We start from the raw sequence: 23082 nt of genomic DNA on the forward strand, positions 1-23082 counted from the left end.
GGCCAGGAGATCCTGGCCTGTTTCAGTGTTCAAATGAAGTGCCCCTTACGGCTGAGCTTCCCACACGTCGGCAGTATCCGGTTGTTCTCCCAGGGTCCACCACTTGGCCCGATAGATCACACCTTGATAACTGGCCAAATCATCTTTGACATACACAGTATTGGCATCCCAGTTTGGTACGCTACCGCTATCATTTTGTACAGTAACCTCAAAGCTGGCATTGGTGCTAAGTTGACCATCAGAGACTGATACGCTGACCGTTACTGTGGTGTTTTGGCTCACCTGTCCCGCGCTTAGGGTAATGTTCGCCCCTGATCCTGTGTAACTGAGGGGTGCAGGTACCTGCCAGGTGAACATGAGCGGATCCTGCTGGTCGTCATAGGCATGCACATTTACCGCTGCGCTTTGCCCCTCAACTAACTGTAAGTTGCCAGGGGTATGCACCACCGGGGCAGTATTGCCCTGCGGGGGTTGAATGCTCAGGTTAAAACTGTGGGAAGACTGGGCGGCAAAAACCTGATTACTGAGTAAGTTTTGGTTATCAAACTGGATCGTGCCGTTTTGGCCCTGAACCCCTACCTTTATGTCTAAGCCATAGTCAGTATTCAGCTTAGTGGCTAAATCTGCCTGCCAGCTTTGGCTGTTCTGGCTGGTGATGGGTAGTAATTCACTGATCAGTTCCTGACCATTGCCGTCAAATAGTCGCGCCCAAACCGTATCGCCAGGGCTGGCATCCTGGCCCTGACGCACAAAGTAGCTGACCGCATACCATTGAGTCGGTGGATTGGTGTCTCTGACTATTGTGATGTCGCTGCAGTTGTAGAAACCTTCTCCTGCCACATCCTCGCGTTGCCACCTGGTATAAAGAATGGCATCTCCACTGCGATTGGCTGGGATGGAAATTGTCATATCGTAGTATCGCTTGCCATCCGGTGCGAGGATGACTGCGACATTACCCAGATCCTGGATATGATCCAGGTCGGCCCAACTTAACGCCTGCGTGCTGCCGTCAAATCCTGGCTTGCTGAGGTAAAATTTCCAGAAACTGGGATTGTGTGGCGTGCTGGCATAAAAGCGTACATTCAGCTCATTATTGCCATTGGGTACCACCTGAGAACGCTGCCAATAAGGGGAAGGAACATTGATACCCTGTTTTTGCGCATCGCCGGCACTGCATAGACTGCCATTAGGTACTGCAGCTTCTACTGCGGTTTGGTTATAGTAGTCTGCCACGTTCACTGAAAATTCAATGGCTTGCACAAATTGGTAGGAGCCACTTTGCAGGTAAGCAGCACGGCATGCTGCGTTGGGTATGTTCGAACCATCCTGTGGCCACCAATAACCGCCTTGCTCTTCACAAAATACTTGCCTGGCTTTTGGCACCTGCATATACCCATGGGCAGATGCAAGCTGGCTGATGCCCATTCCCCCCAATATTACCGTCAGTGGCAGTAAGGTTTTAAAAACAGACCTCATTTATCTCTCCTGGTGTTATGCGGAAGAATCCGCTGTTTTTATTCACCGCGTTGCATTGAGCAAACGGCAACAACCAGGACAGACGCTGCATTTAATGTCGCCTTACCTGGCTTCTAGCAGCTTTAATTAAAGCATTAGTATAATAAATGGACTAATTCTATGGTTATAATTTATTTCTTGCGGTTATATAGAGGGCTTGGCAGGCTGGCGATAAGCCAGCCTGTTGGGGGGATTAAAGTGGTAGTTTACCCAGATGGGCTGCAAAGGCGTCTGCTTTCATAAAACCAGTCACTCTGCCTTTGGCAATCTCTTGTCCCTGCGGATCAAAGAACAGAATGGTAGGTAATCCCAGCACGTAAAATGTCTCCTGGAATTCCAGGCTTTGCGGTGTGTTATCGGTCAGATCTATCTGCATCAATACGGTATTACTAAGGGCTTTTTGCACGGCAGGATCGGGGAAGGTGTACTTTTCAAATTCCTTACAAGCCACACACCAATCGGCATACAAATCAATCATTACGGATTTCCCCTGAGCATTCGCCTCAGCCAACTTAGTGTGAAAATCCTGCAAGTCTTTGACTCTGACAAAGTCGATGTCATGGCCAGAGACGACATTGCTCTGCACGGACGTGGCGGACGTTTTCAGGCCTAAACTTTGGTAGCCGTAGAGTGCGGAAGCAAACAGACCAAGGAAAATCAGTAAACTGCGCACGCCCTTGAGGAAACTGGCAGGGGTATTTTGGTTCATCACCTGCCAATAACTGAACGTCGCTAGCCCCAGACCGGCCCAGGCCAGATTCGTCCAGAGGTTTTCCGTCATTCGTTCAACAAACAGCAGGGCCACTGCCAACATCATAAAACCAAAGGTCACCTTAACCACGTTCATCCAGTTACCGGCTTTAGGTAGCAGTTTTCCTCCGGTAATACCGAATAAAATAAGCGGAATACCCATACCTATACTCAGGGCGTACAGGGCACTGAAACCAAGCACCAGATCGCCGCTTTGAGCGACAAACAAGAGAATGCCAGTTAAGGGGGCGGTGGTGCAGGGCGAGGCAACTAATCCAGAAATTGCGCCCATTAAGAATACGCCGAAATAGCTGCCCCCTTTTTGCTGATTGCTCAGGCTGTTGAGTTTTTCCTGCCAGCTAGAAGGTAGCTGTAATTCCCACAGGCCAAACATGACCAATGCCAGCAACACAAACACCGCAATTAGGGTGATAAGAATTGCCGGGTGTTGCAACGCTGCTTGAAACTGCACCCCTGCAGAGGCCACAATCAAGCCGAGAATCGAATAGGTAATGGCCATACCTTGTACATAGACAAAGCTAAGGCTGAAGGCCTTGGACGTACTGACTTGTTTGCCCTGACCCAAAATGATGCCGGACAGAATAGGGTACATAGGGAAAACACAGGGAGTTAATGCCAGCCCAGCACCCAGCAATACAAAAAGTGCCAAGGTAATGGCCAGACTCTGATCACTGGACAGCAGGTCCGCCAGCTCAAACTGCTCTGAGCGATTGCTGTCTTCAGCCGCGGTTGGCTCGCCGTTACTTCCTTTTACTGCTTCCAAATACACCACTTTAACTGTGGCTGGATAACACAATCCTGCATCCGCACAGCCTTGGAAGCTCACTTTGACCACTGCGTCTTTGTCGGCATTCAGGATGGGGTAACGAATATCCACCTGATGATGAAAGACCTCAGACAAGCCGAAATATTCGTCTTCTTTTTGATCCGAAGGGGGAAATTGCGGCTCACCCAAGGTGGCGTCTTTGACGACCGTCTTGAACTGCTTTTTATAGAGGTAATAGCCCTCTGCAATTTCCCAGCTCAACACCAGTACATTGTCTTCCTGACGAAAATCGAATTTGAATGCTTCATCAACAGGCAAAAAGGTGGGTTGGTCAGCAAACAAATCTGCCAGCGGGTCCTGCGCCTGAGAGATGGGGGACAGCACTAATAACAGTACTAACCAGGCACTACGCAAAAAGGTCTTAATCATGTCGTACTACTTTTAATCCAATCTAGATAGGTTGGGCTGCCATCGGCTATATCCAGTACCAGCCATTCGGGTTCATCATAGGGATGCAGTTCACTTACCAGCGTATACAGAGCGTCCAGTCGCGTCTTGTAGGTTTTCGACACCAACTGCACTTCGCTGTCGGTCATTACTTCACCCTGCCAACGATACACAGATTCCAGGCCAGGGATAATATTGACGCACGCCGCTAAACGCTGCTCTACGGCCTGGCGAGCAATAGTTCTGGCACTGTCCTGGTCGGGACAGGTGCATAGCACCAGGCAAAATTCAGACATACAGACCCCGTAACAGGTAAAAGACTTTCATTATTGAGGTTTGTAACACGGTTTTACCTTTTTGCCAGCCTGTTGGGTATTGAGCAACAAAATCTGTGTTGGGTAAATGCCAGTGAGCGTTGATACGGCGTTGCTGGTCTGAACTTGTATTTGCTATCTTGCGCCCAAACTATACTACTAATTTTATGCCTTAAAGGATGCCTTGTGGGAAAACTGCTGTTTTTACTCTTTGTGTTGATCCCTATAGTGGAAATCGCCCTGTTGATTGAAGTAGGAGAACGCATTGGAGGTTGGTCAACCATCGGGCTGGTTATCTTAACCGCGGCGGTAGGTGCGACGCTGGTGCGTCAACAAGGCGTGGCAACACTGATGCAAGCGCGTCAAAAGATGGCCACCGGACAGTCGCCTGGTCAGGAAATGCTTGAAGGCTTAATGTTGGCAGTAGCAGGTGTTTTACTGCTGACACCAGGATTTGTCACCGACGGCTTAGGTTTGCTGTTGGTGATGCCCGTTAGCCGGCCCTTAATTGCCCGTTGGCTGTTAAAGCGTCTGGTTGTGGCAGGTGCATCAGTGCATTCCGCAGGTTTTTATTCGCATCAATCTGGCCAGGGCGATGTATTCGAAGGCGAGTTTGAAGTTCGCCGGGAAGATCGGGACCAGGACCCTAAATTACCTCGCTAAGCAGGTAAACACTGCATATCTACCGACCAGTAGCATGGACTTCATTGCCCCGTATGCCCTAACTTAGGCATATGTTGTATTGAGGAGTTCTAACTGTGCGTCAATTCTTCATCGTCGTGCTGAGCTGTTTTGCTATGGCAGCTCAGGCAAACGAACAGGCTGCGGTGGCAATGCCGGATAGCTATAGTGCTGATGCTGCTGCGGCGGTTTTACAAAGTGGTGGTAACGCCGTAGATGCGGCCGTTACGGCAGGTTTTGTGTTAGCCGTAACCTTGCCCGAAGCTGGCAATATAGGTGGCGGTGGCTTTATGCTGATTCAGCATAAGGGTAAAGCCGATTTCGTTGATTACCGTGAAAAAGCGCCGCTGCATGCGCACAAAGATATGTATCTGGATGAACAAGGCAATGTTATCACTGAAAAGCCTTTGTATGGCATTTTGGCGTCTGGCGTGCCCGGCTCAGTCATGGGGATGTGGGAAGCCCACCAGAAGTATGGCAGCAAACCCTGGCAAGAGCTGCTGGAGCCGGCTATTCGTCTGGCCGAGCAAGGTTTCCTGCCCCATGAAAAGTTAGTACGCAGTACGCAGGGTTACATCAAGCGGGTCAAGCAAAACCGCCATGGTCGCAATTTCGACCAATATTTTGATGGTATGCAAGCGGACAAGCCGTTTAAGCAACCTGAACTGGCGGCCACCCTGAAGCGCATTGCTGCACAGGGGCCGAAAGATTTTTATCAGGGTCAGACCGCCAAGTTGCTGGTGGAATTTATGCGTCAGCGCGGTGGCTTAATCAATATGGAAGATATGGCCAAATATCGTGCGGTGTGGCGTCAGCCTATCAGTGCGGATTGGCAAGGTTATCAGGTATTGTCAGCGCCGCCACCAAGCTCTGGTGGACTGGTATTAGTTCAGATGCTGAAGATGCAAGCCGAGTTGGCCAATCAGTTCAATGGTCTTGAACATAATTCAGCCCAGTATATTCATTTACTTGCTGAGCTGGCCAAGTTGGGCTTTGCCGACCGTGCCGAATATATGGGCGACCCGGACTTCTATCAGGTTCCTGTTACCCCCTTGTTGGCAGACGCTTATATTGAGCAACGGGCCAAGCAAGTTAACCCAACGGCCATATCTAATACCGATGAGGTGAAACCCGGCTTAAAAGAAAGTGAGGACACCACGCATTACTCCGTAGTGGATAAATGGGGCAACGCTGTGTCCACTACGACCACCATTAACCTAAGTTTTGGCAGTGGTGTGGTGGTCGATGGTGCTGGCTTTATTCTGAATAATGAAATGGATGATTTTAGTGCTAAGCCCGGTGTGCCAAATTTCTTCGGTGCGGTAGGTAAGGAAGCCAATGAAATTGCGCCGCAGAAACGCATGCTGTCATCTATGACGCCCACCATTTTGCTTAAGGGAGACAAGGTTGAAATGGTCACAGGGTCTCCCGGCGGCACGACTATTATCAGTTCGGTATTCCAGTCCATTCTGAATCGGGTTCTGTTTGATATGAATGCCCAGGAGGTGGTGGATGCACCGCGTATTCATCATCAGTTATTACCGAAAGACGTGATCCGTCATCACTCAGGTTTAAGTGAGGGTGTTAAAAAGCGTTTGGAAGACATGGGTTATAGCTTGAATAACCAGCGTTTTGGCGACTTGCAGGTAATTAGCCGTAACCCATTGGGTGGTTTAGAGGCCGCGTCAGAAACCAGTGGCCGGGGTAAGTCTTTAGTATTTTGAGACTAGGCGGGGTAACCCGCCTTTTTTTGCTTTTAAGCTTGCCATTCCTGGGCCAGAACGGCCATCAACAAGTCATCACACCACTGTTGTTTAAACCAAAGTGACTGTTTAAGCAGGCCTTCGCGACGAAATCCCAGACGTTCGAACAGCGCTATGGACTTGTGATTGAGCGGGTCAATGGAAACATGGATGCGGTGCAGTCTGTACTGTTCAAATAAGTGGCCTATTACTTCCTTAAGGGCCTCGGTGGCAAAGCCTTGTCCCTGGTGTTTGGGCGCCAGAGCAACCCCTAGCTCTGCTTGCTGTTTGTTATCGTCCAATTTGAATGCAAGGTCACCTAAAACCTCGTTTGTTTGGCGAGCGATAAAAACCCATTGCTGCCAGAGTGTTGTCAGGCTGTCTGGATGGCTCTGCAATTGGCGGGCATAGTCCGCGATTTCCTGCACATTGGCGGGTTCCCATCCCTGAAAACGGGCGACGTCAGGTAGCCGTCGATAAGCATAGATGGTTTCGGCGTCTTCCGGCTGCATTTGGCGTAGAAACAGTCTGGCGCTTTGTAAGGTTGCTGACATAGAAAACCGCATGATTGTTAGAAGGTGATGCCTTTACTGTGCGTTAACACAAAAAAAATCACAATTTTTTGTGTTTTGCTCTTGAGATCGATTCTGTGGCCCCCAAATAGGCTGGCAGACAGTTTTAAGTGGATCGGAAACATCCGGTTCGCTGCAATTTCCCCGAGAAATCGGGACCTAACATCCTTGATTGGAAATTTTCAGGAGATTTGAGCATGAAAATCCGTCCTTTACACGATCGCGTTATCGTCAAACGCCAAGAGCAAGAAAGCAAGTCTGCTGGAGGCATCGTTCTGACTGGTTCTGCTGCCGAAAAGTCAACCCGTGGTGAAGTTGTTGCTGTGGGTAACGGCCGCATCCTGGATAACGGTGATGTTAAAGCGTTGGACGTTAAAGTTGGCGACATCGTGATTTTCAACGACGGTTACGGCGTGAAGACCCAAAAGGTCGACGGCGAGGAAGTGCTGATCATGAGTGAGAGCGACATCCTGGCTGTAGTTGAAGCCTAATCGACTATTTGAATTAACTGAATTTAGAGGAATATACACATGGCAGCTAAAGAAGTTCGTTTTGGTGATGACGCCCGCGCAAGAATGCTGAAAGGCGTAAATATCCTGGCCAATGCCGTTAAAGTTACCCTGGGTCCCAAAGGCCGTAATGTAGTACTGGAAAAGTCTTTCGGTGCACCTACCATCACTAAAGATGGTGTTTCTGTCGCCAAAGAAATCGAGCTGGAAGACAAGTTCGAGAACATGGGCGCGCAAATGGTTAAGGAAGTTGCTTCCAAAGCCAATGACGAAGCGGGTGACGGTACTACTACTGCTACCGTACTGGCCCAGGCTATCGTAACTGAAGGTCTGAAATCCGTTGCCGCCGGCATGAACCCTATGGATCTGAAGCGCGGTATCGACAAAGCTGTTGCCGTTGCCGTTCAGGAGCTGAAAGCCCTGTCTGTACCTTGTGCCGACAGCAAAGCTATTGCCCAGGTAGGTACTATCTCTGCTAACTCTGACGAAGAAATCGGTAAGATCATTGCCGATGCCATGGACAAAGTGGGTAAAGAAGGTGTTATCACCGTAGAAGAAGGTCAGGCGCTGCAAAACGAGCTGGACGTGGTTGAAGGTATGCAATTCGACCGTGGTTACCTGTCTCCTTACTTCATCAACAAGGCCGAAACCGGTACCGTTGAACTGGACAGCCCCTTCATTCTGCTGGTCGACAAGAAAGTATCCAACATCCGTGAATTGCTGCCAGTTCTGGAAGGTGTGGCCAAGTCTTCCAAGCCACTGTTGATCATTGCTGAAGACGTTGAAGGCGAAGCTCTGGCAACGCTGGTTGTGAACAACATGCGCGGTATCGTGAAAGTGGCGGCGGTTAAAGCCCCTGGTTTCGGTGACCGTCGTAAAGCCATGCTGCAAGACATCGCCGTACTGACTGGTGGTACTGTAATCTCTGAAGAGATTGGTCTGGATCTGGAAAAAGCCAGCCTGGAAGACCTGGGTACTGCTAAGCGTGTAGTTATCAACAAAGATAACACCACTATCGTTGATGGTGCCGGTGAGCAAGCAGCTATCGAAGCTCGCTGTGGTCAAATCCGTGCACAGGTTGAAGAGTCTACGTCTGACTACGACAAAGAGAAGCTGCAAGAGCGTCTGGCCAAACTGGCTGGCGGTGTTGCGGTAATCAAAGTCGGTGCTGCCACCGAAGTGGAAATGAAAGAGAAGAAAGCCCGCGTTGAAGACGCGCTGCACGCTACTCGTGCTGCCGTTGAAGAAGGCGTGGTACCTGGTGGTGGTGTTGCTCTGGTACGTGCCGCTGCGAAAGTAGGTGAGCTGACTGGTGACAACGAAGACCAGACTCATGGTATCAAACTGGCCTTGCGTGCCATGGAAGCACCTCTGCGTCAGATTTCTACCAACGCCGGTGCCGAAGCGTCTGTTGTCGTGAACAAAGTGAAAGGTGGTGAAGGTAACTTCGGTTACAACGCCGGTAATGACACTTACGGTGACATGCTGGAGATGGGTATCCTGGATCCAACCAAGGTAACCCGCAGTGCGCTGCAGTTCGCCGCTTCTGTTGCCAGCCTGATGATCACTACCGAAGCCATGGTAGCTGAAATGCCTAAAGACGATGCACCTGCTATGCCTGATATGGGCGGCATGGGTGGCATGGGCGGCATGATGTAATCACGTCGCTTAAAGCATTCATCGCTTTAATCATTAAAAGCCCGGCTTATATGCCGGGTTTTTTTATGGTTTGAAAGAACTTTTAAATTCCAGTAAATCATCTTGTTTCCCTCTCAGCCTTTAATTTACGCAATCACTAATTTATTTTTTATTAATAACATTATGATTAAAAAGAAGATTTTAAAAAATTGGTGTTGAATAATTTAAGGGTAAAGATTTGTCACATTGATAATAATCCATTCTTTTTAAATGTTGAGGTAATATATGTGTCCCTCACCGGGTTTAATTAATTTCCTGACAAAATGCATCCTGGTTTTGGAATAAATCACGTATATGAGAACTGCTAGTGTAATTTTTCTATTGCTGTGTTTTTCATTGCACAGTTACGCCCGTCCGGATCCCAGTAAGGGATTTGAAAGTCGCTTGTCTGGTGTAGAAAAATTAGTATATGCCTTGCCTGAAAAAGCCAATGCCGAATTGGCTCAGATGGAAGAGGAGCAGCTTGTTGTCAATCAGCCTGAAGGCTTATTGGTTCGTTATTATCTGACTAAAGCCACGATCAATTTCTTACTGCAAGATTACCCCCAAAGCCAGGCCGCCGCAGAACAAGGTTTAGCTATTGCTGCAAAAGACAGCTCCGAGGCATTACAGCTCAATTTAAAGGTTATTCAGGCGCTGTTGTACACCGGCCAATCAGAACATGCTGCCCGGCAGCTGGACGATATTCTGCAATTAGCGCAAGCCAGTGGTGATTTACTGGTAGAAGCTGAGGCACTGTTGACCAAGGGAATTCACCTGAATAATCAGGGGGCGTTAAAGAGCTCTTACGCAGCCATTATGTCGTCCCTTGAAGCGGCAGAAGCTTCTGGTCACGAGGAAGTTACAGGCAGGGCTGCCTTTGCCCTGGGGCAGTTGTTGTTGAAGCTGAATGGCTTTGAGCGTTCTCAGGTCATGTTGCAAGAGGCGCAGCACTTCTTTGAGTCGCGCAAAATGTCATTTAGCCAGATGCTGGCGCAACTTGATATCGCTGAGTTACATGAAAAGCAGCAACAGCGCGAAGAGGCTATAGATGCCTATCAGTCTGCTTTGACCCTAGCCAGGGTGTTAGGCGATGGACGCTATCGTTTTCGGATTAATTTGTTATTGGCCGGTTTATATCATGAGCTTCGGCAACAGCATCTAATGCAGCAGCATATGCAACTGGCAGAAGAGCTTCAGCACAGAGAGAAGCTGCCTTTTTACATTGCCAAATTTCAGTTGTTAAAAGCCCAGAGTTTATTAGACCGAAATGCCTTGTCAGAGTTGGTTAGTTATCTGGATGAGACGTTACCCGATATCCTCAGTGCTGCCACAAATTATCGAGCTCAGGTTGAATTATTGAAATTGGCTGCGGAAGTTTATGCGGCGCAAGGAGATTATCAAAAGGCATTTGAAAACTTCAGTACCTACCATCGCCAATATGTGAATTTGAATAGCCAGGAACACTTACAAGACATGGCCAGGCAACAAGTGCTGTTTGACTTGGAAAGACTGGAATATGAAAACCATAACCTGAACTGGAAAAATGTCTTGCAGCGTATGGAAATTGAAGAAGCGCAAGCAACGGTATCCGGTATGGCGCAGGCGATGGTGTGGCTGTCCCTTGGTGTGATTAGTTTGTTGCTAATGTCACTATGGATTTATCGCTCTCGGGTCAAATGGGGCCGCTTAGCGAGAATCGACACACTGACAGGGTTGTACAACAGACGTTACCTAACCGAGTGGTATCACCGACATTTCAGTAAGGAAGGACGGTTGTTGGTATCCAGACAACTGGCTGGTAATTTGGCCAGGATTGCTGACTTTTGGAAGTCTGAACGGGCCCATCGGGCTGGAAGCCATAACCCAATTGGATGGGATGGCCAGCAAACCGGGAAATTTGTCGGAGATGCGTTAGCACAAGCAGGTCAAGCATCGTTCACGCTGATTCTGGCGGATATTGACTACTTCAAGAATATCAATGACACCTACGGTCATGAGACCGGCGACAAAGTACTGACTTTAGTGGCCGATGTGTTCCGCGCTAATGTGCGCAGTAGTGATGTAGTGGCCAGAGTGGGCGGAGAAGAATTTATGGTGATGTTGCCAAGTACCGACTACGAGTCAGGTTTACGTATTGCCGAGAATCTTCGCGCTAAAGTAGCTGAAACCCCGTTAATGCTGGACGATGGTACTCAGGTGCAAATTACCTCCAGTTTTGGGGTGCTGACATCAAACCCATCCGAGAAAGATTTCACAAGCTTGTGCAGCAAAGCAGACGAGTTGTTATATGCGGCTAAGGCGCAAGGACGTAACTGTGTGGTGAGCCTTCAGGCTACTTAATGCTGTCGTTGACCGGCTGGGATGTAACGGATTCGATACCATACTTGAGAAGCACCTGATGTAAAAGGCCTTGCTTGTGCAATTGTTCCAAGGCGGTGCTGAATTCTTCGATGCGGGCGTTAAACGGAGATGCCTTGGACAAAGCCATATAACTTTGCACTGGCAGATGCTCCTGATAGTCCACTTTACGGATTTGATCCGCCCCATCCACCGAAGTGAGCATAAATTCGAAGGTGGAGTCGACACTAATAACAAGATCTATCCGCCCTTTCAGTAACAACTGCACTTGCATTTCTTCGGTTGCAATGGGCACTTTTCGCAGTGCGTTGTCCTCATTAAATCTGGGAAAGTAAACGGCCCCGCGGGTCAACCCAATGCTGTAGGGGCGTAGCTGTTCATACTCCGCTATCTGAATATTCCTGTCAGCCAGCTTGTAGAAAGAATAGGAGGATTGTAGCTGGTAATATGGCGGTTCGATGAAGTTAAGAAAGCTCTGTCGTTCGGGGGTTTTAATCAGACCCATAATTAAGTCCAACTGACTTTGCTCCATCATCAGCAAACAACGGCTTAATGGACAGTTTACGGTGCGTATATCCATATCCAGCTCGTAGGCCAGCAGGTGCAGAATCTCCAGATCCATGCCAGAGGCCCCACCATCTGCGTGAACCACACTGTAAGGTGGAGAGTGGTGATAAGCCACCAGTATAGCGGGGCGCGCATATGCCCAGCAGCTAAACAAGACCAGAAGGTAAAGAGGTTTCATCGGCTACATACAGTAAGGCGGCCTTGTGGCCACCTTACTCCTAACGCTCAACGTATCTATCAGCTATAGCCGACAGTTACCACTTTGTCACTGCTTCTGAAACAGCTCTAATTCGTCGATCTCGATAAAGGTGGCGTCACCGTAGTTGTTATGCACTTTTAATCTGAAGTAACGAGCCGATACCGCCGATTCCAGACTGCCTGTTTGGTCGGCTATCCTGGATAAACGGAAGGACTCGTGATCGGCAAAACTGTCACCGTCATTGGATACCTGCAACGTGATGTCTCTTGGGCCACGGCCCAGATCGGTGGATTTCTGGTTAAGCACAACCCTAAGTCCGGCAATCTTAACCTTCTGACCGAAGTCGACCTGCAACCAATTGGGTGTGTCTGCATCTCGTTTTATTAACCACAGACCCCGGTTGATACGCTCGCCAGCGTCGTCGTTAATCTGTTCATTAAAGGTGTAGCCGTCAAAGGCTGCCGCGGCAACATCGGAACTGTAGTGACCACTGGCCTTAAAGCTGGTCTCGGTTAACCCGTTGGAGCCAATTAAGGCGACGTTACCCAAAGCCCCGGTTTCTACCAGCTTGTCTCCTTCATCGCCAATGCCGCCGAAACCGTCTCCCTGCATAGCGGCGACATACTGCAATTCGCATAGTTCGCCATTTGCGGGGGTATAGCCCAGACGCACAGTCTGGTTAGTGTTTCTGGCTAGCATCAGAAAATCCAACCAGTTATTGGCGTAGGTGTCACCAAGCTCAAAGCCTATGGGCCAGTCACCTTCCCGACAGGAAATTGGCTCATCTTCTTCGCCTTGCTTAACGCCCAGCAGCACGCTGCCGCTTTTCGCGATGCGAAGGTTACTGACTTTACCGACAAACTCTTTGTCGCTGTGCTCCTGGGCATAGACCAGCGAGGGTAGTAGCGCTAATGCGGTGACCAGTGCTTTCATGATGGTTCCTTATGTGGTTCTCACTCCTGATTGTTTGAAGAGCAAGTTTCATACCTAAAAGGAACGACAGATTTTTGGCACCGCCGGAAGGCTAATCTATGGCCAGGCTAACCTGCAATCTGGCCTGACGGCGTTGATGCAACACAGTGATAATTTTGACCGCAATAGCCGCCAACACTGCACCCAGCATTAATAATGAGAAGGGCAACGCCGTGCCTGTGTGGAACATTGCCAGTAAGGGACCGGTTAAGGCACCGCTGCCAAAGCGTAAGGTACCAATGACTGCGGTTGCTGTGCCGGTATGATGCGGAAAGGCAATCAGAATTAGGGCATCCGAGTTTACGGCGGTCAGGCTTAGTCCTGCCATAAGTGGCACAATACAAGCTACGGTGGCATAAAGACCGAGTCCGAGCCAGTTCACCGTCACCAGCATAACGGCCGATACGCCGGCCAGGCAAAGTGCGGCTGCCAGCATTCGCTTGGCGCCAATACGTCCGACAAAGCGGCTGTTAATGAAGTTACAGGCAATCAGGGCAATGACATTCGCGGCGAACAGAATGCCGAACATTTCCTTTGATACCCCAAATACCTCCATATACACCACGGGAACCGCGGTCAGATAAGTAAAGAACGCAAAGGACGCAAACATCGAGGTGGCGATATAAGGTTGCGCCTGGCGGTTACTCAGTACTTCCAGATAACTGGCAAAGAACAGCTTGCTCCAGGAGCCATCTCGTTGGCGAGTAGGAATTTCGGGTAACCACTTCACCGACGGCAACAACAATATAAAGGCATACAGCGCTAACACCGCAAAAATAGCCCGCCAGTCAAACCAGTGCATAATCAGACTGCCAATACTGGGTGCCAGCAATGGCGCAATCATCATGATCATGGACACATATGACATGCCCTTGGCCGTGTTTTCGCCGTATATATGACGCACGATACCTGGCACTACCACGGCTGCAGCCCCTCCCGCCAAGGCCTGGACTGTACGTAACAGCCAGAACATTTCCAAACTGCTGGTGAAACATAAGCCTATGCTGGCGGCGACAAAGCCAAGCAGACCCCATATTGCCAGCGGGCGGCGACCGATAATGTCGGCAATGGGCCCACATATCAGCATAGAAAAGGCAAAACCGGCCAAATAAGTACTCAGGGAGACCTGTACCAGGGAAATATCACTGTCAAAAGTTTGAGCGATGGCGCCAAAGGCTGGCAAATACATGTCGATGGCCAGTGGGGTGACGGCTGTGATGGATGCCAGCAACAGGATGACCCAGTTGATGGTTGTTGATGATGATCTCTGCATGAATTCCTCCGTAGCTGCATTTTAGTGCAGACAGAGTCATGCCTCCAATGCATAATCTGTATAGGTGATATGCAAATTATTGATGATTGCCAAGATGATCGACCTGAACCTGTTGCCAGCGCTGAATGCTCTGTTACGTGAAAAGCATGTTAGCCGGGCGGCACAAAAATGTAATTTAAGCCAATCTGCGATGAGTCGGATCCTGGCTAAACTGCGCAGTCAGTTTAACGATGACTTATTAGTGCGAGCGGGTAATGACTATCTGCTAACCCCTAAGGCCATGGAGATAGAGTTGCAGCTCAATGAGTTGCTCCCCGCGATTAAACAGTTAGGCCGCTCACAGGGTTTTTCGGCGGCCAGTGCCACACAAACGATTCGAATCTCCAGCACTGATATGGATGTGCTGCTGCTGGCCGACAACATTCGCGAGATGCAGATGCAGGCCCCTAACCTGGTGTTGTCTTTTCGATCGCAAAGTCCTGACTCTTGCGAGCGGCTAATTTCGGCGGAACTGGATTTTGCCATTACGCCCTTGGATAACAGTCGTAGTGGTCTGCATCGCCAGGTGTTGAGAACCGATACTTTTGTTGCCGTTGTGGAAGAAAACAGCAGGTTAAACTCACAGAATTTTGATCTTGTGACCTATCTATCACATAAACATGGGGTGTTTAATGTGGCAGAGAACTTGATTGGCAGGGTTGACTCGGCGCTGGCAAATATTCGTCAGGCCAGAAATGTAACCCTGAGGCTACCGACCTTTAGTCAAATACCCCCCTTACTCAAAGGCTCGCCCTTGATTTTTACCTTGCCGGAGAGTTTTGCCCAGTATCTGGCCACCCGTTACCCCATTAAGATTTTACCCTTGCCCTTCAATATCGAACCTATGAAGGTGTATTTGTATTGGCATCACAGATTACATCACAGCGCTTTGCATCAGTGGGTTCGAGGGGCGTTGTTGGAACGGGCTAGGTCGTCAGAATTTAGTTGAATGAAAAACGGCGGCACCAGGGCCGCCGTTTGCTGGGGATATTACTGATCAAAGCGATCAAGGTTCATGACTTTATGCCAGGCCTTGACGAAGTCGCTAACAAATCGCTGTTTGCCGTCTTCAGAAGCATAGACCTCCGCAACGGCACGCAGCTCGGAGTGAGAGCCGAAAATCAAATCCACGGGCGTGGCAGTCCATTGCAGTTTACCTGTCTTACGATCATGACCTTCATATAAGCCTGGCTGGCTTGATTTGCTCCACTTAGTGGACATATCCAGCAGATTAACAAAGAAGTCGTTGCTCAATACGCCAGGTTGCGTGGTGAATACACCATGCTTACTGCCTTCACTATTGCTTTCCAGAACACGCAGACCACCGAGCAACACTGTCATTTCAGGTACGCTCAGATTGAGCATATTGGCTTTGTCCACCAGACTCTCGACCGGCGACAAATGATTTGAGTTGTCAAAGTAGTTTCTGAAACCATCGGCTAACGGCTCAAGTACGGCAAAGGAGTCCACGTCGGTTTGGGCCTGGCTGGCATCCATTCGACCAGGACGGAAAGGTACTGTGAGTTCAACCCCGGCTTTACCCGCCGCTTGTTCGATGGCGGCATTGCCACCCAGCACAATCACATCCGCCAGGGAAACCTGCTTACCACCTTGCAATGAGCGGTTAAAGGCGGTTTGTACTTTCTCCAGGGTATTCAATACCTTGTCCAGTTCTTTAGGATTGTTAACCGGCCAGTCTTTTTGCGGAGCCAGACGCAGACGCGCACCGTTTGCACCGCCGCGCATATCTGTACCACGGAAGCTGGCCGCAGATGCCCATGCTGTTCTGATCAGCTCAGCATTGCTCAGGCCTGAGGACAGAATCTTGCCTTTCAGACTGGCTATCTCGGTACTGTCAATCAAAGGGTGGTTCAAGGCCGGAATCGGGTCTTGCCAGATTAAGGTTTCGGTTGGGACATCCGCACCCAAATAACGGGCTTTGGGGCCCATATCACGGTGTGTCAGCTTGAACCAGGCTTTGGCAAATGCCAGCTCGTACTGTTTAGGATCGTTTTTGAAGCGCAAGGAGATTTCCCGGTAAACCGGATCTTCTTTTAGTGCCAGGTCAGTGGTGAACATAATAGGGGCATGGCGTTTGCCCTTAATGTGCGCATCGGGCACCAGATTGGCTGCCTGACCATTGGCCGGGATCCATTGAATATGACCGGCCGGGCTTTTGCTCTGTACCCAGTCATAGGCAAACAAGTTGTCCAGGTATTGGCTGGTCCAGGCAATAGGGTTTACCGACCAGGCGCCTTCAAGACCACTGGTAATAGTGTCTTCAGAGTGGCCTTTGCCGCAGTTGTTTTTCCAGCCAAGACCTTGCTGTTCAAGGCCAGCTCCGGCGGGATCCGCCTCCAGACATTTCTCCGGTTTGTGGGCACCGTGGGCCTTACCAAAGGTATGACCTCCGGCAATCAGGGCTACCGTTTCTTCGTCATTCATGGCCATACGGGCAAAGGCTTCTCGAATGTCTTTCGCTGCCAGCAAAGGATCAGGTACACCATTGGGGCCTTCCGGATTTACGTAGATCAGACCCATCTGCACCGCACCATAAGGGCGGGCCAGTTCACCTTTCTTGTTGTAGCGCTTGTCGTTGCCCAGCCATTTGGCTTCGGCGCCCCAGTTAACAATTTCGGCTTCGAAGTCATCGGTACGACCACCGGCAAAACCAAAGGTCTTAAAGCCCATGGACTCCAGCGCGACGTTACCGGTTAGCACCATCAGGTCTGCCCAGGAAATCTTGCTGCCGTATTTTTGTTTAATAGGCCACAGCAGACGACGGGCTTTGTCCAGACTGACGTTATCCGGCCAGCTGTTGAGTGGTTCAAAGCGTTGCTGACCACCGTTGGCGCCACCGCGGCCATCATAGATCCGGTAAACACCGGCACTGTGCCAGGCCATACGAATAAAGAACGGGCCATAATGCCCATAGTCTGCTGGCCACCAGTCCTGTGACTCGGTCAGAATGGCCTGAATGTCCTGTTTAACGGCATTCAGATCCAGGCTGTTGAACTGTTTTGCATAGTCAAATTGTGCCCCATAGGGATTAGATTCTGCGCCATTTTGGCGAAGTGGTGCTAAGTCCAGTCTTTCCGGCCACCAGTTATGGTTGGTGGTCATCTCTTTCGCCAGGGCATCGGCTGGATGAAAGGAAATGGACAAGGCAATCGCCAGGGCAGATAGACTGGGGAGGCTAACTTTAATCATTATATGTACCTGTTCGAGTGTTCAGCTCGTTATGCCGGGCCTGCTTTCAGATGGTTGTGAAAGCGCCCTTAACATATCGACGGTTTAATAAAATAGGCGTAGCTATGCCTTGGCATAACGCGCCGCTCGCACAGGGTAGTAAGGTAGGGAAAACCAATAATCACATATAGCGATATAAATTGATGGTGTTAATCTGTTTTGTTGAAGAAAGCCCTTGTCTGCATCGCCAAGGGCATAAGCGGAATACGTTGCAGGTTAGCTTCCTGCCTGAAAACTTTGCTTGTACAAAGCCAAAGCCTGGTGACTATCTTGCTGTGCTTCCTTGATTTCAGCCAGTGCCAGCAAGTCATCTTGATTAGTACGCAGGCTCAGGGCTTTGGTCAGCGCTTTCTCTGCCAGAGCCAGGTCTTTGGCATGTTTCGCCAGATGGCCTAAGGCTGAAAGCAAATCCGCATTTTGCTCATCCTGCTTCAGCCATTCTTCCAGTTTGCGCATGGCGGCCATTGGATTGCCGCTACGCAGCTTTTTGAACAGTGGCAGCAGCAATGGGTGAGGCCCCTGTTTCTGCCCTTCCACCAACACCTGCTCCGCGTCCTGGTGCATACCCTGCTCCATTAACTGCTCGGCATAAGCAGCCTGGTGTGCCGGATCCTGTCGTTTGGCCCTTGGCAGCCCCTGCCAGTTTTGTTTAAGCTGGTTTGCCCCTTCTTTACTGGCAATTTCCGCGAACACACCCTGCGCTGCCTGGCGCATCCAGAAATCGTATTTTTCCAGTCCCAGGGTCTTTTTCCAGCCTTTCAGGCGGTCTTGCAGTTCATGCCAACGACCGGCATGGGCCAGGGCTTTGGCCCACAGCAGCGCGACTCTGGGATGTTGCTGGTGTTTTTCTGACAAGGATTCCAGCAGGCCTAAAGCAACCTGAGGCTGTTGTTGCTGTATCTCCAATTTGACCAGATGCAAGGTAGCTGCCAATTCGGCCGCAGGATAAAGACGCGCCTGTTCCCACAAACTACGAGCCTTATCCCATTGCTTACGCTTTGCCGCGGCCTGGGCAGAGGCGAGTAAATCCAGGCCGTTAAAGGCTGCACTGTCTACCTTGCTAAGTTGCTTTTCCGCTTCCTGGTAATTGGCTTCTTCCAATGCTACCAAACCGCGGGTAAAGGCCTTCTGGCGCTTTCTCTCGCCCCAGCCACCCAGCCAGCGGCGCGAGCCGGTTAGCAAGGTTAGCAGGCGTTTAACCAGCCACTCCAGTAACAAAAAGCCGATGATGGCGGCTAGTATCATTAAGCCCAGTGAGATTACCGTCATCTCGATGGTCCAGTTATCCAGGGCGATAAGCACATAACCTTTCTGACCGACCAGCAAAGGGCCGGCTATCAGACCAATCAGTAAAAGGCTGACCAGCAGCGCCATGCGAATCATGATTGGCTGTCCTTAAATGCACCTGCCACCCGTTCGGCCAGTATTTGTTCCAATGGCGTCGCCGCTTGCAAACGACCTGGCAAACGAACTTCAATATCGGTTTGCAGCAAGCGCTCCAGATTGTTTGCAAAGGCACTAACCTGGCTGTCTTGCATGGCGTAATAGAAGGTCAGTAGCGACTGGGCCTGCTCAATAGCTTGACGATAGTTGGCGGCGTCATTGTTGAACACGGCTTGCTGGGCCAGCATTAAATAGTGACGCAGTTGCTCTTTGACCAACCACTGCTGTTTGTCACTCAATAACGGCTTAGTCTCGGCGTTGCGTCGACGCACGGTAATAAAATCATCCACCAGCGCCCGCCAACTGCGTTTAAGGTTAGCTTGCCAGTCACTGACATCATTGCTTAGGGTCTGATTAGCTTGTTCTTCATCGCTGCTTTCAGGTAACACCACCATATCCATAGGCAAACTGTCGAGACCTGCCATTAAGGCGCCCAGTTCGAGACTAACCTTGGTCGGGGTCTGGGTGTCCAACTGTCGTACACTTTGCATATCATTGGCCAGCAATTGTCTGATGGGCAACAAACTGGGATCAGCCAAATCGGCCAGACGCTGATCAGCATCAGCCAACAGCAGTAAGGCGGTATTTACATCTTGTTCCAGCCACAGTTTGCGACCAGCCATACGCACCAGATAGTCGGCCTCGGCCAATAACCAGTCGCTGGGACGTCTACCGTTCATATCACGCAGGGCCTGAAGATTGCTCTGCACTTGCTGCTCAACTAATTGCAATTTTTCCTGGTTGGCTTGCAAGCTTTGTTGGCGCTGCTGCGCCGATGCTTGCAGCGCACTGTCTAAACGGTTTACCAGTACCTGTTCCTGACCCGCCATTCGTTGCTGGGTATCCTGCCACTGAGACTGTTGCTGCAAAGCGACCTGTTGTTGCTGTTGCCACCACCAGTATCCAGCACCGGCCAAGCCCACCACTAACAGCAAGTTGACCAGCGTGACCAGCCACAATAAGCCATTGCCGCGCGCTTTTGGCGGCTGCGGTTGGGTTGGCGTTACTGCCTCTGTTTGGCTTGGCGCTTCAATGTGTTTTTCTGGGGCGTCGGCCATTTCATGTTGCTCCATAAACTGTCTGGCGGCTTTAATCAGCGCCGCATCCGAGGCATTGTGGCTGAGAATGACTTGTTGGATACCTTTACTCTTGGCCTTGTCCAATAACCTGGCACTAATCAAAATCCAGGGGGTATGGCGTAGCCAATCGTTATCCAGTTTAGCGAATGCCGCATCGAGCAACTCGCCACTGGTAGCCATAATGCATTTTATTTGGTCGGTTTGCCAAGCTTCGGTTGCCTGTGGATTATCTGCTATACGACGTTGATAGAGGCTGACAGGTTTTACCTCAGCGCCCCGCTCGGTCAGGGTTTGGGCAATGAGTTCACGCCCCCCTTCGCCTTTTATCAGCAGCACCTGCATGCTGTTAACCAACATCAGCTCGGCCAGTGCCAGCAAGCCCTCTGAGTCTTCCCGTTCAGGGAACTGCACCTGTACACCGGCATCCTGCAGTTTTGCGGCTGTGGCCTGACCCACGGCGAAATAACTGAGGTGCTCAGGCCAGGATTGTCCTTGCATGCCTTGTAAAGCCAGCTCAGCCGCTGAGGTACTGACAAAGATCACTTTGCTTTGCGCTGGCAGACCGTTCAGCAGCCCGGCTATGCTTTCAATCGCTTGCTGGTCGGCAACAATGTCCAGCAAAGGGTAGCCCACAGTAGGCAGCCCGGCGTCATTTAATCTCTGAGTACTGGCCTGGCATTTTCCCGCTGGCCGTAGCAGCAAAAACTTCATGGTCAGCTCTGGTAAAGGGCTTGCAGAATTTCACGGGCACCACGCGCCAGCAGATCCTCGGCCAGGGTTTTACCCAATCTGTCTGCATCCTCACGACTGCCGCGGATCTCCCCCTGAATCAGAGTGGAGCCATCCACCGCACCGACCAGACCGCGTAACCACAACTGGTCGCCGTCCAGTTCCGCAAAGCTGCCAATCGGCACCTGACAGCCGCCTTGCAAGGTGGCATTCATGGCGCGCTCTGCCAGTACCCGGGTAGCGGTATCGGCGTGATTTAAGGGCGCCAGCAGGTCACGTAATTGCATGTCGTCATTACGACATTCAATGCCAACCGCACCTTGGCCGACCGCCGGCAGTGACTGACCTGCATCAATATGATGACGGATCCTGTCCTGCATATTCAGTCTGATTAAACCGGCACAGGCCAGAATAATGGCGTCATACTCACCGGCATCCAGTTTGGCCAGACGGGTATTCACATTGCCGCGCAAGTCACGGATTTGAATATCCGGGCGGCGGGCCTTTAACTGGCATTGGCGGCGCAGGCTTGAGGTGCCTACTACGGCACCCTCCGGCAACTCATCAATGTGTGTGAAGTTATTGGAGACAAAGGCATCGAAGGGATTTTCCCGTTCACAGATAGCATGCAGCCCGAAACCCTCGGGAAATTCCACCGGCACGTCCTTCATGGAATGCACGGCAATATCGGCTCTGCCTTCCTGCATAGCCACTTCCAGTTCTTTGATAAACAAGCCTTTGCCGCCAATCTTGGCCAGTGGCGTATCTAGGATACGGTCACCCTGGGTGGTCATAGGTAATAGTTCAACCTGCAAACCTGGGTGGGCCTGCTGCAATGCGGCTTGTACAAACTCTGCCTGCCACATGGCCAGGGCACTTTTACGGGTTGCGATGCGAATAACTCTGGATGTCATGACTTGCCTTAACTACCTGGACGCCGCGCGCCATCAATTCAATGGCCAGATGATAGCATTGGCGTCGCAGCTTTGGCACTGATGCGGATCAATGCTGTCCAGTTTGCAGCAGAACTAATAATCCGGCTGCGCCAGAGTAAACACAAAGTCTTTGCTGACGAGTAAGGTTTCACCTTGCCATACCTGGATCTGCCAATTGCCATTCCAGGCCGGTAGCAAACGCTTACTGGACCAGGTTCGCCATTGATTACTGCCAATATTCAAGGTTACCTCAGCCATCAGTTCCCCCTCATGTAACCACTTATGGGTGAGCTGTTGACCGGCCATATCTGTGACCAGGTTGTAAAAATACACCTGGGTAACCTCGGTGCTTCTGCCAAATACCTCATTGCCGAGATCATCACGAGGTTGCCGGGCATCAACGCCACTGGTTAGCTGACTTTGTTCGATATCTGCGCTGGCACTAAAACTTAAACTCAGCGCCAGCATAAGGATAAGAATGTTGCGCATAACAGGTTCCCATCACTGAAGGTGTGGCAATCAGTGTAGGTCAGCCCCTTTCAGCTCTCCAGTCAGGCGCTAAAGCGTTTACTCAGCCACTGGGAGATTTCCTGGATCTCTTCCAGGCAAACATTGTGCTGCATAGGATAATCTCGCCATTTAACCGTGTAATTCAGGCTTTCCAATAAGCTGAATGCGGCCTTGCCCAAAGCGCAGGGCACCACTTCGTCGTACAGGCCATGGGCCACCAGAATTTCAGTATTCTGGTTGGCAGAGTGGCGCTGCTCGGCGAGTTTCTCCGGCTGACACATATAAGTGGACAACGCCATGATACCAGCCAGTTTGTGCTCAAAGCGCAAACCAAGGTGGTAAGCAATAACCCCCCCCTGAGAGAAGCCGGCCAACAGAATGCGTTCTGAGGGAATGCCACTGGCCATCTGCGCTTCAACCAATTCTCTCACCAGTGCCATCGACTCGGTGACGCCTTCAACATCGGCGCGGTTTTCAAAGTCCAGTGACTTGATGTCATACCAGGCGCGCATTTGCATACCATTGTTGATGGTCACCGGGCGCACCGGTGCATGGGGAAACAAGAAGCGGATATTTAAGCTTTCCGGTAACTTAAGCTCCGGCACTATAGGGGCAAAACCATTACCTGAATCGCCCAGCCCATGCAGCCAGATAACCACGGCGTCCGCTTTGCCTTTGGGATTAACTTCTACGTATGGCAGGGTTGAACTCATATAGTGCTCCTTGTCGGTG

At 50.5% G+C, this 23082-nt stretch carries 19 protein-coding genes; 6 read left to right on the forward strand and 13 right to left on the reverse strand.

The genetic code is table 11. The features are described from left to right. Positions 1–45 precede the first annotated feature (45 nt). The 3 genes from KJY73_RS10695 to cutA form a co-directional block, all read right to left on the reverse strand. The gene (locus tag KJY73_RS10695; RefSeq protein ID WP_214343737.1) at positions 46–1476 is read right to left on the reverse strand and encodes a lytic polysaccharide monooxygenase; all 1431 of its coding nucleotides are present in this window, start codon (positions 1474–1476) and stop codon (positions 46–48) included. Between the two features lie 232 nt (positions 1477–1708). Beyond that, positions 1709–3481: a protein-disulfide reductase DsbD gene (locus tag KJY73_RS10700; protein WP_214343739.1), complete on the reverse strand. Its 1773-nt coding sequence runs from the start codon at positions 3479–3481 to the stop codon at positions 1709–1711. Continuing rightward, a complete protein-coding gene (gene cutA / locus KJY73_RS10705; RefSeq protein WP_206595417.1) occupies positions 3478–3795 on the reverse strand; it encodes a divalent-cation tolerance protein CutA in 318 nt (105 codons plus the stop codon). Before cutA ends, KJY73_RS10700 begins: the two co-directional genes overlap by 4 nt. Positions 3796–3999: 204 nt before the next feature. On the opposite strand from cutA, the gene KJY73_RS10710 reads away from it, so the two are divergent. Further along, a complete protein-coding gene (locus KJY73_RS10710; protein ID WP_214343741.1) occupies positions 4000–4476 on the forward strand; it encodes an FxsA family protein in 477 nt (158 codons plus the stop codon). A 134-nt stretch (positions 4477–4610) separates the two neighbouring features. Beyond that, positions 4611–6218, forward strand: a complete 1608-nt coding sequence (gene ggt / locus KJY73_RS10715) for a gamma-glutamyltransferase (RefSeq protein ID WP_214344603.1) — start codon at positions 4611–4613, stop codon at positions 6216–6218. 32 nt (positions 6219–6250) lie between these two features. Here ggt and KJY73_RS10720 read toward each other — a convergent pair whose 3' ends face one another. Continuing rightward, the gene (locus KJY73_RS10720; RefSeq protein ID WP_214343743.1) at positions 6251–6790 is read right to left on the reverse strand and encodes a GNAT family N-acetyltransferase; all 540 of its coding nucleotides are present in this window, start codon (positions 6788–6790) and stop codon (positions 6251–6253) included. 215 nt (positions 6791–7005) lie between these two features. Here KJY73_RS10720 and KJY73_RS10725 point away from each other — a divergent pair, with 215 nt between their 5' ends. The 3 genes from KJY73_RS10725 to KJY73_RS10735 all read left to right on the forward strand — a co-directional run bounded on the left by KJY73_RS10725 (position 7006) and on the right by KJY73_RS10735 (position 11337). Then, positions 7006–7299, forward strand: a complete 294-nt coding sequence (locus tag KJY73_RS10725) for a co-chaperone GroES (protein ID WP_188691129.1) — start codon at positions 7006–7008, stop codon at positions 7297–7299. Between the two features lie 39 nt (positions 7300–7338). After that, positions 7339–8976, forward strand: a complete 1638-nt coding sequence (gene groL, locus KJY73_RS10730) for a chaperonin GroEL (protein ID WP_214343745.1) — start codon at positions 7339–7341, stop codon at positions 8974–8976. A 333-nt stretch (positions 8977–9309) separates the two neighbouring features. Continuing rightward, complete coding sequence (locus KJY73_RS10735; protein WP_214343747.1) at positions 9310–11337, forward strand: GGDEF domain-containing protein; 2028 nt, start codon at positions 9310–9312, stop codon at positions 11335–11337. On the opposite strand, the gene KJY73_RS10740 is transcribed toward KJY73_RS10735, so the two are convergent. The 3 genes from KJY73_RS10740 to KJY73_RS10750 form a co-directional block, all read right to left on the reverse strand. Then, complete coding sequence (locus KJY73_RS10740; RefSeq protein WP_214343749.1) at positions 11330–12100, reverse strand: substrate-binding periplasmic protein; 771 nt, start codon at positions 12098–12100, stop codon at positions 11330–11332. The two genes, KJY73_RS10735 and KJY73_RS10740, sit on opposite strands and share 8 nt — an antisense overlap. Positions 12101–12187: 87 nt before the next feature. Next, entirely contained in the window at positions 12188–13054 is an 867-nt protein-coding gene (locus KJY73_RS10745; protein ID WP_214343751.1) for a discoidin domain-containing protein, read from the reverse strand. 91 nt (positions 13055–13145) lie between these two features. Continuing rightward, positions 13146–14366, reverse strand: coding sequence for a multidrug effflux MFS transporter (locus tag KJY73_RS10750; protein WP_214343753.1), 1221 nt, complete (start codon positions 14364–14366; stop codon positions 13146–13148). A gap of 82 nt (positions 14367–14448) precedes the next feature. Here KJY73_RS10750 and KJY73_RS10755 point away from each other — a divergent pair, with 82 nt between their 5' ends. Beyond that, the gene (locus KJY73_RS10755) at positions 14449–15354 is read left to right on the forward strand and encodes a LysR family transcriptional regulator (protein ID WP_214343755.1); all 906 of its coding nucleotides are present in this window, start codon (positions 14449–14451) and stop codon (positions 15352–15354) included. A gap of 41 nt (positions 15355–15395) precedes the next feature. On the opposite strand, the gene katG is transcribed toward KJY73_RS10755, so the two are convergent. The 6 genes from katG to KJY73_RS10785 all read right to left on the reverse strand — a co-directional run bounded on the left by katG (position 15396) and on the right by KJY73_RS10785 (position 23063). Then, complete coding sequence (gene katG, locus KJY73_RS10760) at positions 15396–17615, reverse strand: catalase/peroxidase HPI (RefSeq protein WP_214343756.1); 2220 nt, start codon at positions 17613–17615, stop codon at positions 15396–15398. 255 nt (positions 17616–17870) lie between these two features. Beyond that, a complete protein-coding gene (locus tag KJY73_RS10765; RefSeq protein WP_214343758.1) occupies positions 17871–19037 on the reverse strand; it encodes a heme biosynthesis HemY N-terminal domain-containing protein in 1167 nt (388 codons plus the stop codon). After that, entirely contained in the window at positions 19034–20887 is a 1854-nt protein-coding gene (locus KJY73_RS10770) for a uroporphyrinogen-III C-methyltransferase (protein WP_214343760.1), read from the reverse strand. The genes KJY73_RS10765 and KJY73_RS10770 overlap by 4 nt, the downstream gene beginning before the upstream one ends. Before the next feature lie 2 nt (positions 20888–20889). Beyond that, the gene (gene hemC / locus KJY73_RS10775) at positions 20890–21819 is read right to left on the reverse strand and encodes a hydroxymethylbilane synthase (RefSeq protein ID WP_214343761.1); all 930 of its coding nucleotides are present in this window, start codon (positions 21817–21819) and stop codon (positions 20890–20892) included. 114 nt (positions 21820–21933) lie between these two features. Next, the gene (locus tag KJY73_RS10780; protein ID WP_214343762.1) at positions 21934–22329 is read right to left on the reverse strand and encodes a DUF2914 domain-containing protein; all 396 of its coding nucleotides are present in this window, start codon (positions 22327–22329) and stop codon (positions 21934–21936) included. A gap of 62 nt (positions 22330–22391) precedes the next feature. Continuing rightward, a complete protein-coding gene (locus tag KJY73_RS10785; protein WP_214343763.1) occupies positions 22392–23063 on the reverse strand; it encodes an alpha/beta hydrolase in 672 nt (223 codons plus the stop codon). Between the last annotated feature and the right edge of the window lie 19 nt (positions 23064–23082).

The organism is Bowmanella yangjiangensis (genome assembly GCF_018531185.1).
Lineage (GTDB): Bacteria > Pseudomonadota > Gammaproteobacteria > Enterobacterales > Alteromonadaceae > Bowmanella > Bowmanella yangjiangensis.

Excerpts from the sequence above, each read along its gene's own strand:
- KJY73_RS10695 (WP_214343737.1), bottom strand. The coding sequence starts at position 1,476 with ATGAGGTCTGTTTTTAAAACCTTACTGCCACTGACGGTAATATTGGGG.
- KJY73_RS10700 (WP_214343739.1), bottom strand. The coding sequence starts at position 3,481 with ATGATTAAGACCTTTTTGCGTAGTGCCTGGTTAGTACTGTTATTAGTG.
- cutA (WP_206595417.1), bottom strand. The coding sequence starts at position 3,795 with ATGTCTGAATTTTGCCTGGTGCTATGCACCTGTCCCGACCAGGACAGT.
- ggt (WP_214344603.1), top strand. The coding sequence starts at position 4,611 with ATGGCAGCTCAGGCAAACGAACAGGCTGCGGTGGCAATGCCGGATAGC.
- KJY73_RS10720 (WP_214343743.1), bottom strand. The coding sequence starts at position 6,790 with ATGTCAGCAACCTTACAAAGCGCCAGACTGTTTCTACGCCAAATGCAG.
- KJY73_RS10725 (WP_188691129.1), top strand. The coding sequence starts at position 7,006 with ATGAAAATCCGTCCTTTACACGATCGCGTTATCGTCAAACGCCAAGAG.
- groL (WP_214343745.1), top strand. The coding sequence starts at position 7,339 with ATGGCAGCTAAAGAAGTTCGTTTTGGTGATGACGCCCGCGCAAGAATG.
- KJY73_RS10735 (WP_214343747.1), top strand. The coding sequence starts at position 9,310 with ATGAGAACTGCTAGTGTAATTTTTCTATTGCTGTGTTTTTCATTGCAC.
- KJY73_RS10740 (WP_214343749.1), bottom strand. The coding sequence starts at position 12,100 with ATGAAACCTCTTTACCTTCTGGTCTTGTTTAGCTGCTGGGCATATGCG.
- KJY73_RS10745 (WP_214343751.1), bottom strand. The coding sequence starts at position 13,054 with ATGAAAGCACTGGTCACCGCATTAGCGCTACTACCCTCGCTGGTCTAT.
- KJY73_RS10750 (WP_214343753.1), bottom strand. The coding sequence starts at position 14,366 with ATGCAGAGATCATCATCAACAACCATCAACTGGGTCATCCTGTTGCTG.
- KJY73_RS10755 (WP_214343755.1), top strand. The coding sequence starts at position 14,449 with ATGATTGCCAAGATGATCGACCTGAACCTGTTGCCAGCGCTGAATGCT.
- katG (WP_214343756.1), bottom strand. The coding sequence starts at position 17,615 with ATGATTAAAGTTAGCCTCCCCAGTCTATCTGCCCTGGCGATTGCCTTG.
- KJY73_RS10765 (WP_214343758.1), bottom strand. The coding sequence starts at position 19,037 with ATGATTCGCATGGCGCTGCTGGTCAGCCTTTTACTGATTGGTCTGATA.
- KJY73_RS10770 (WP_214343760.1), bottom strand. The coding sequence starts at position 20,887 with ATGAAGTTTTTGCTGCTACGGCCAGCGGGAAAATGCCAGGCCAGTACT.
- hemC (WP_214343761.1), bottom strand. The coding sequence starts at position 21,819 with ATGACATCCAGAGTTATTCGCATCGCAACCCGTAAAAGTGCCCTGGCC.
- KJY73_RS10780 (WP_214343762.1), bottom strand. The coding sequence starts at position 22,329 with ATGCGCAACATTCTTATCCTTATGCTGGCGCTGAGTTTAAGTTTTAGT.
- KJY73_RS10785 (WP_214343763.1), bottom strand. The coding sequence starts at position 23,063 with ATGAGTTCAACCCTGCCATACGTAGAAGTTAATCCCAAAGGCAAAGCG.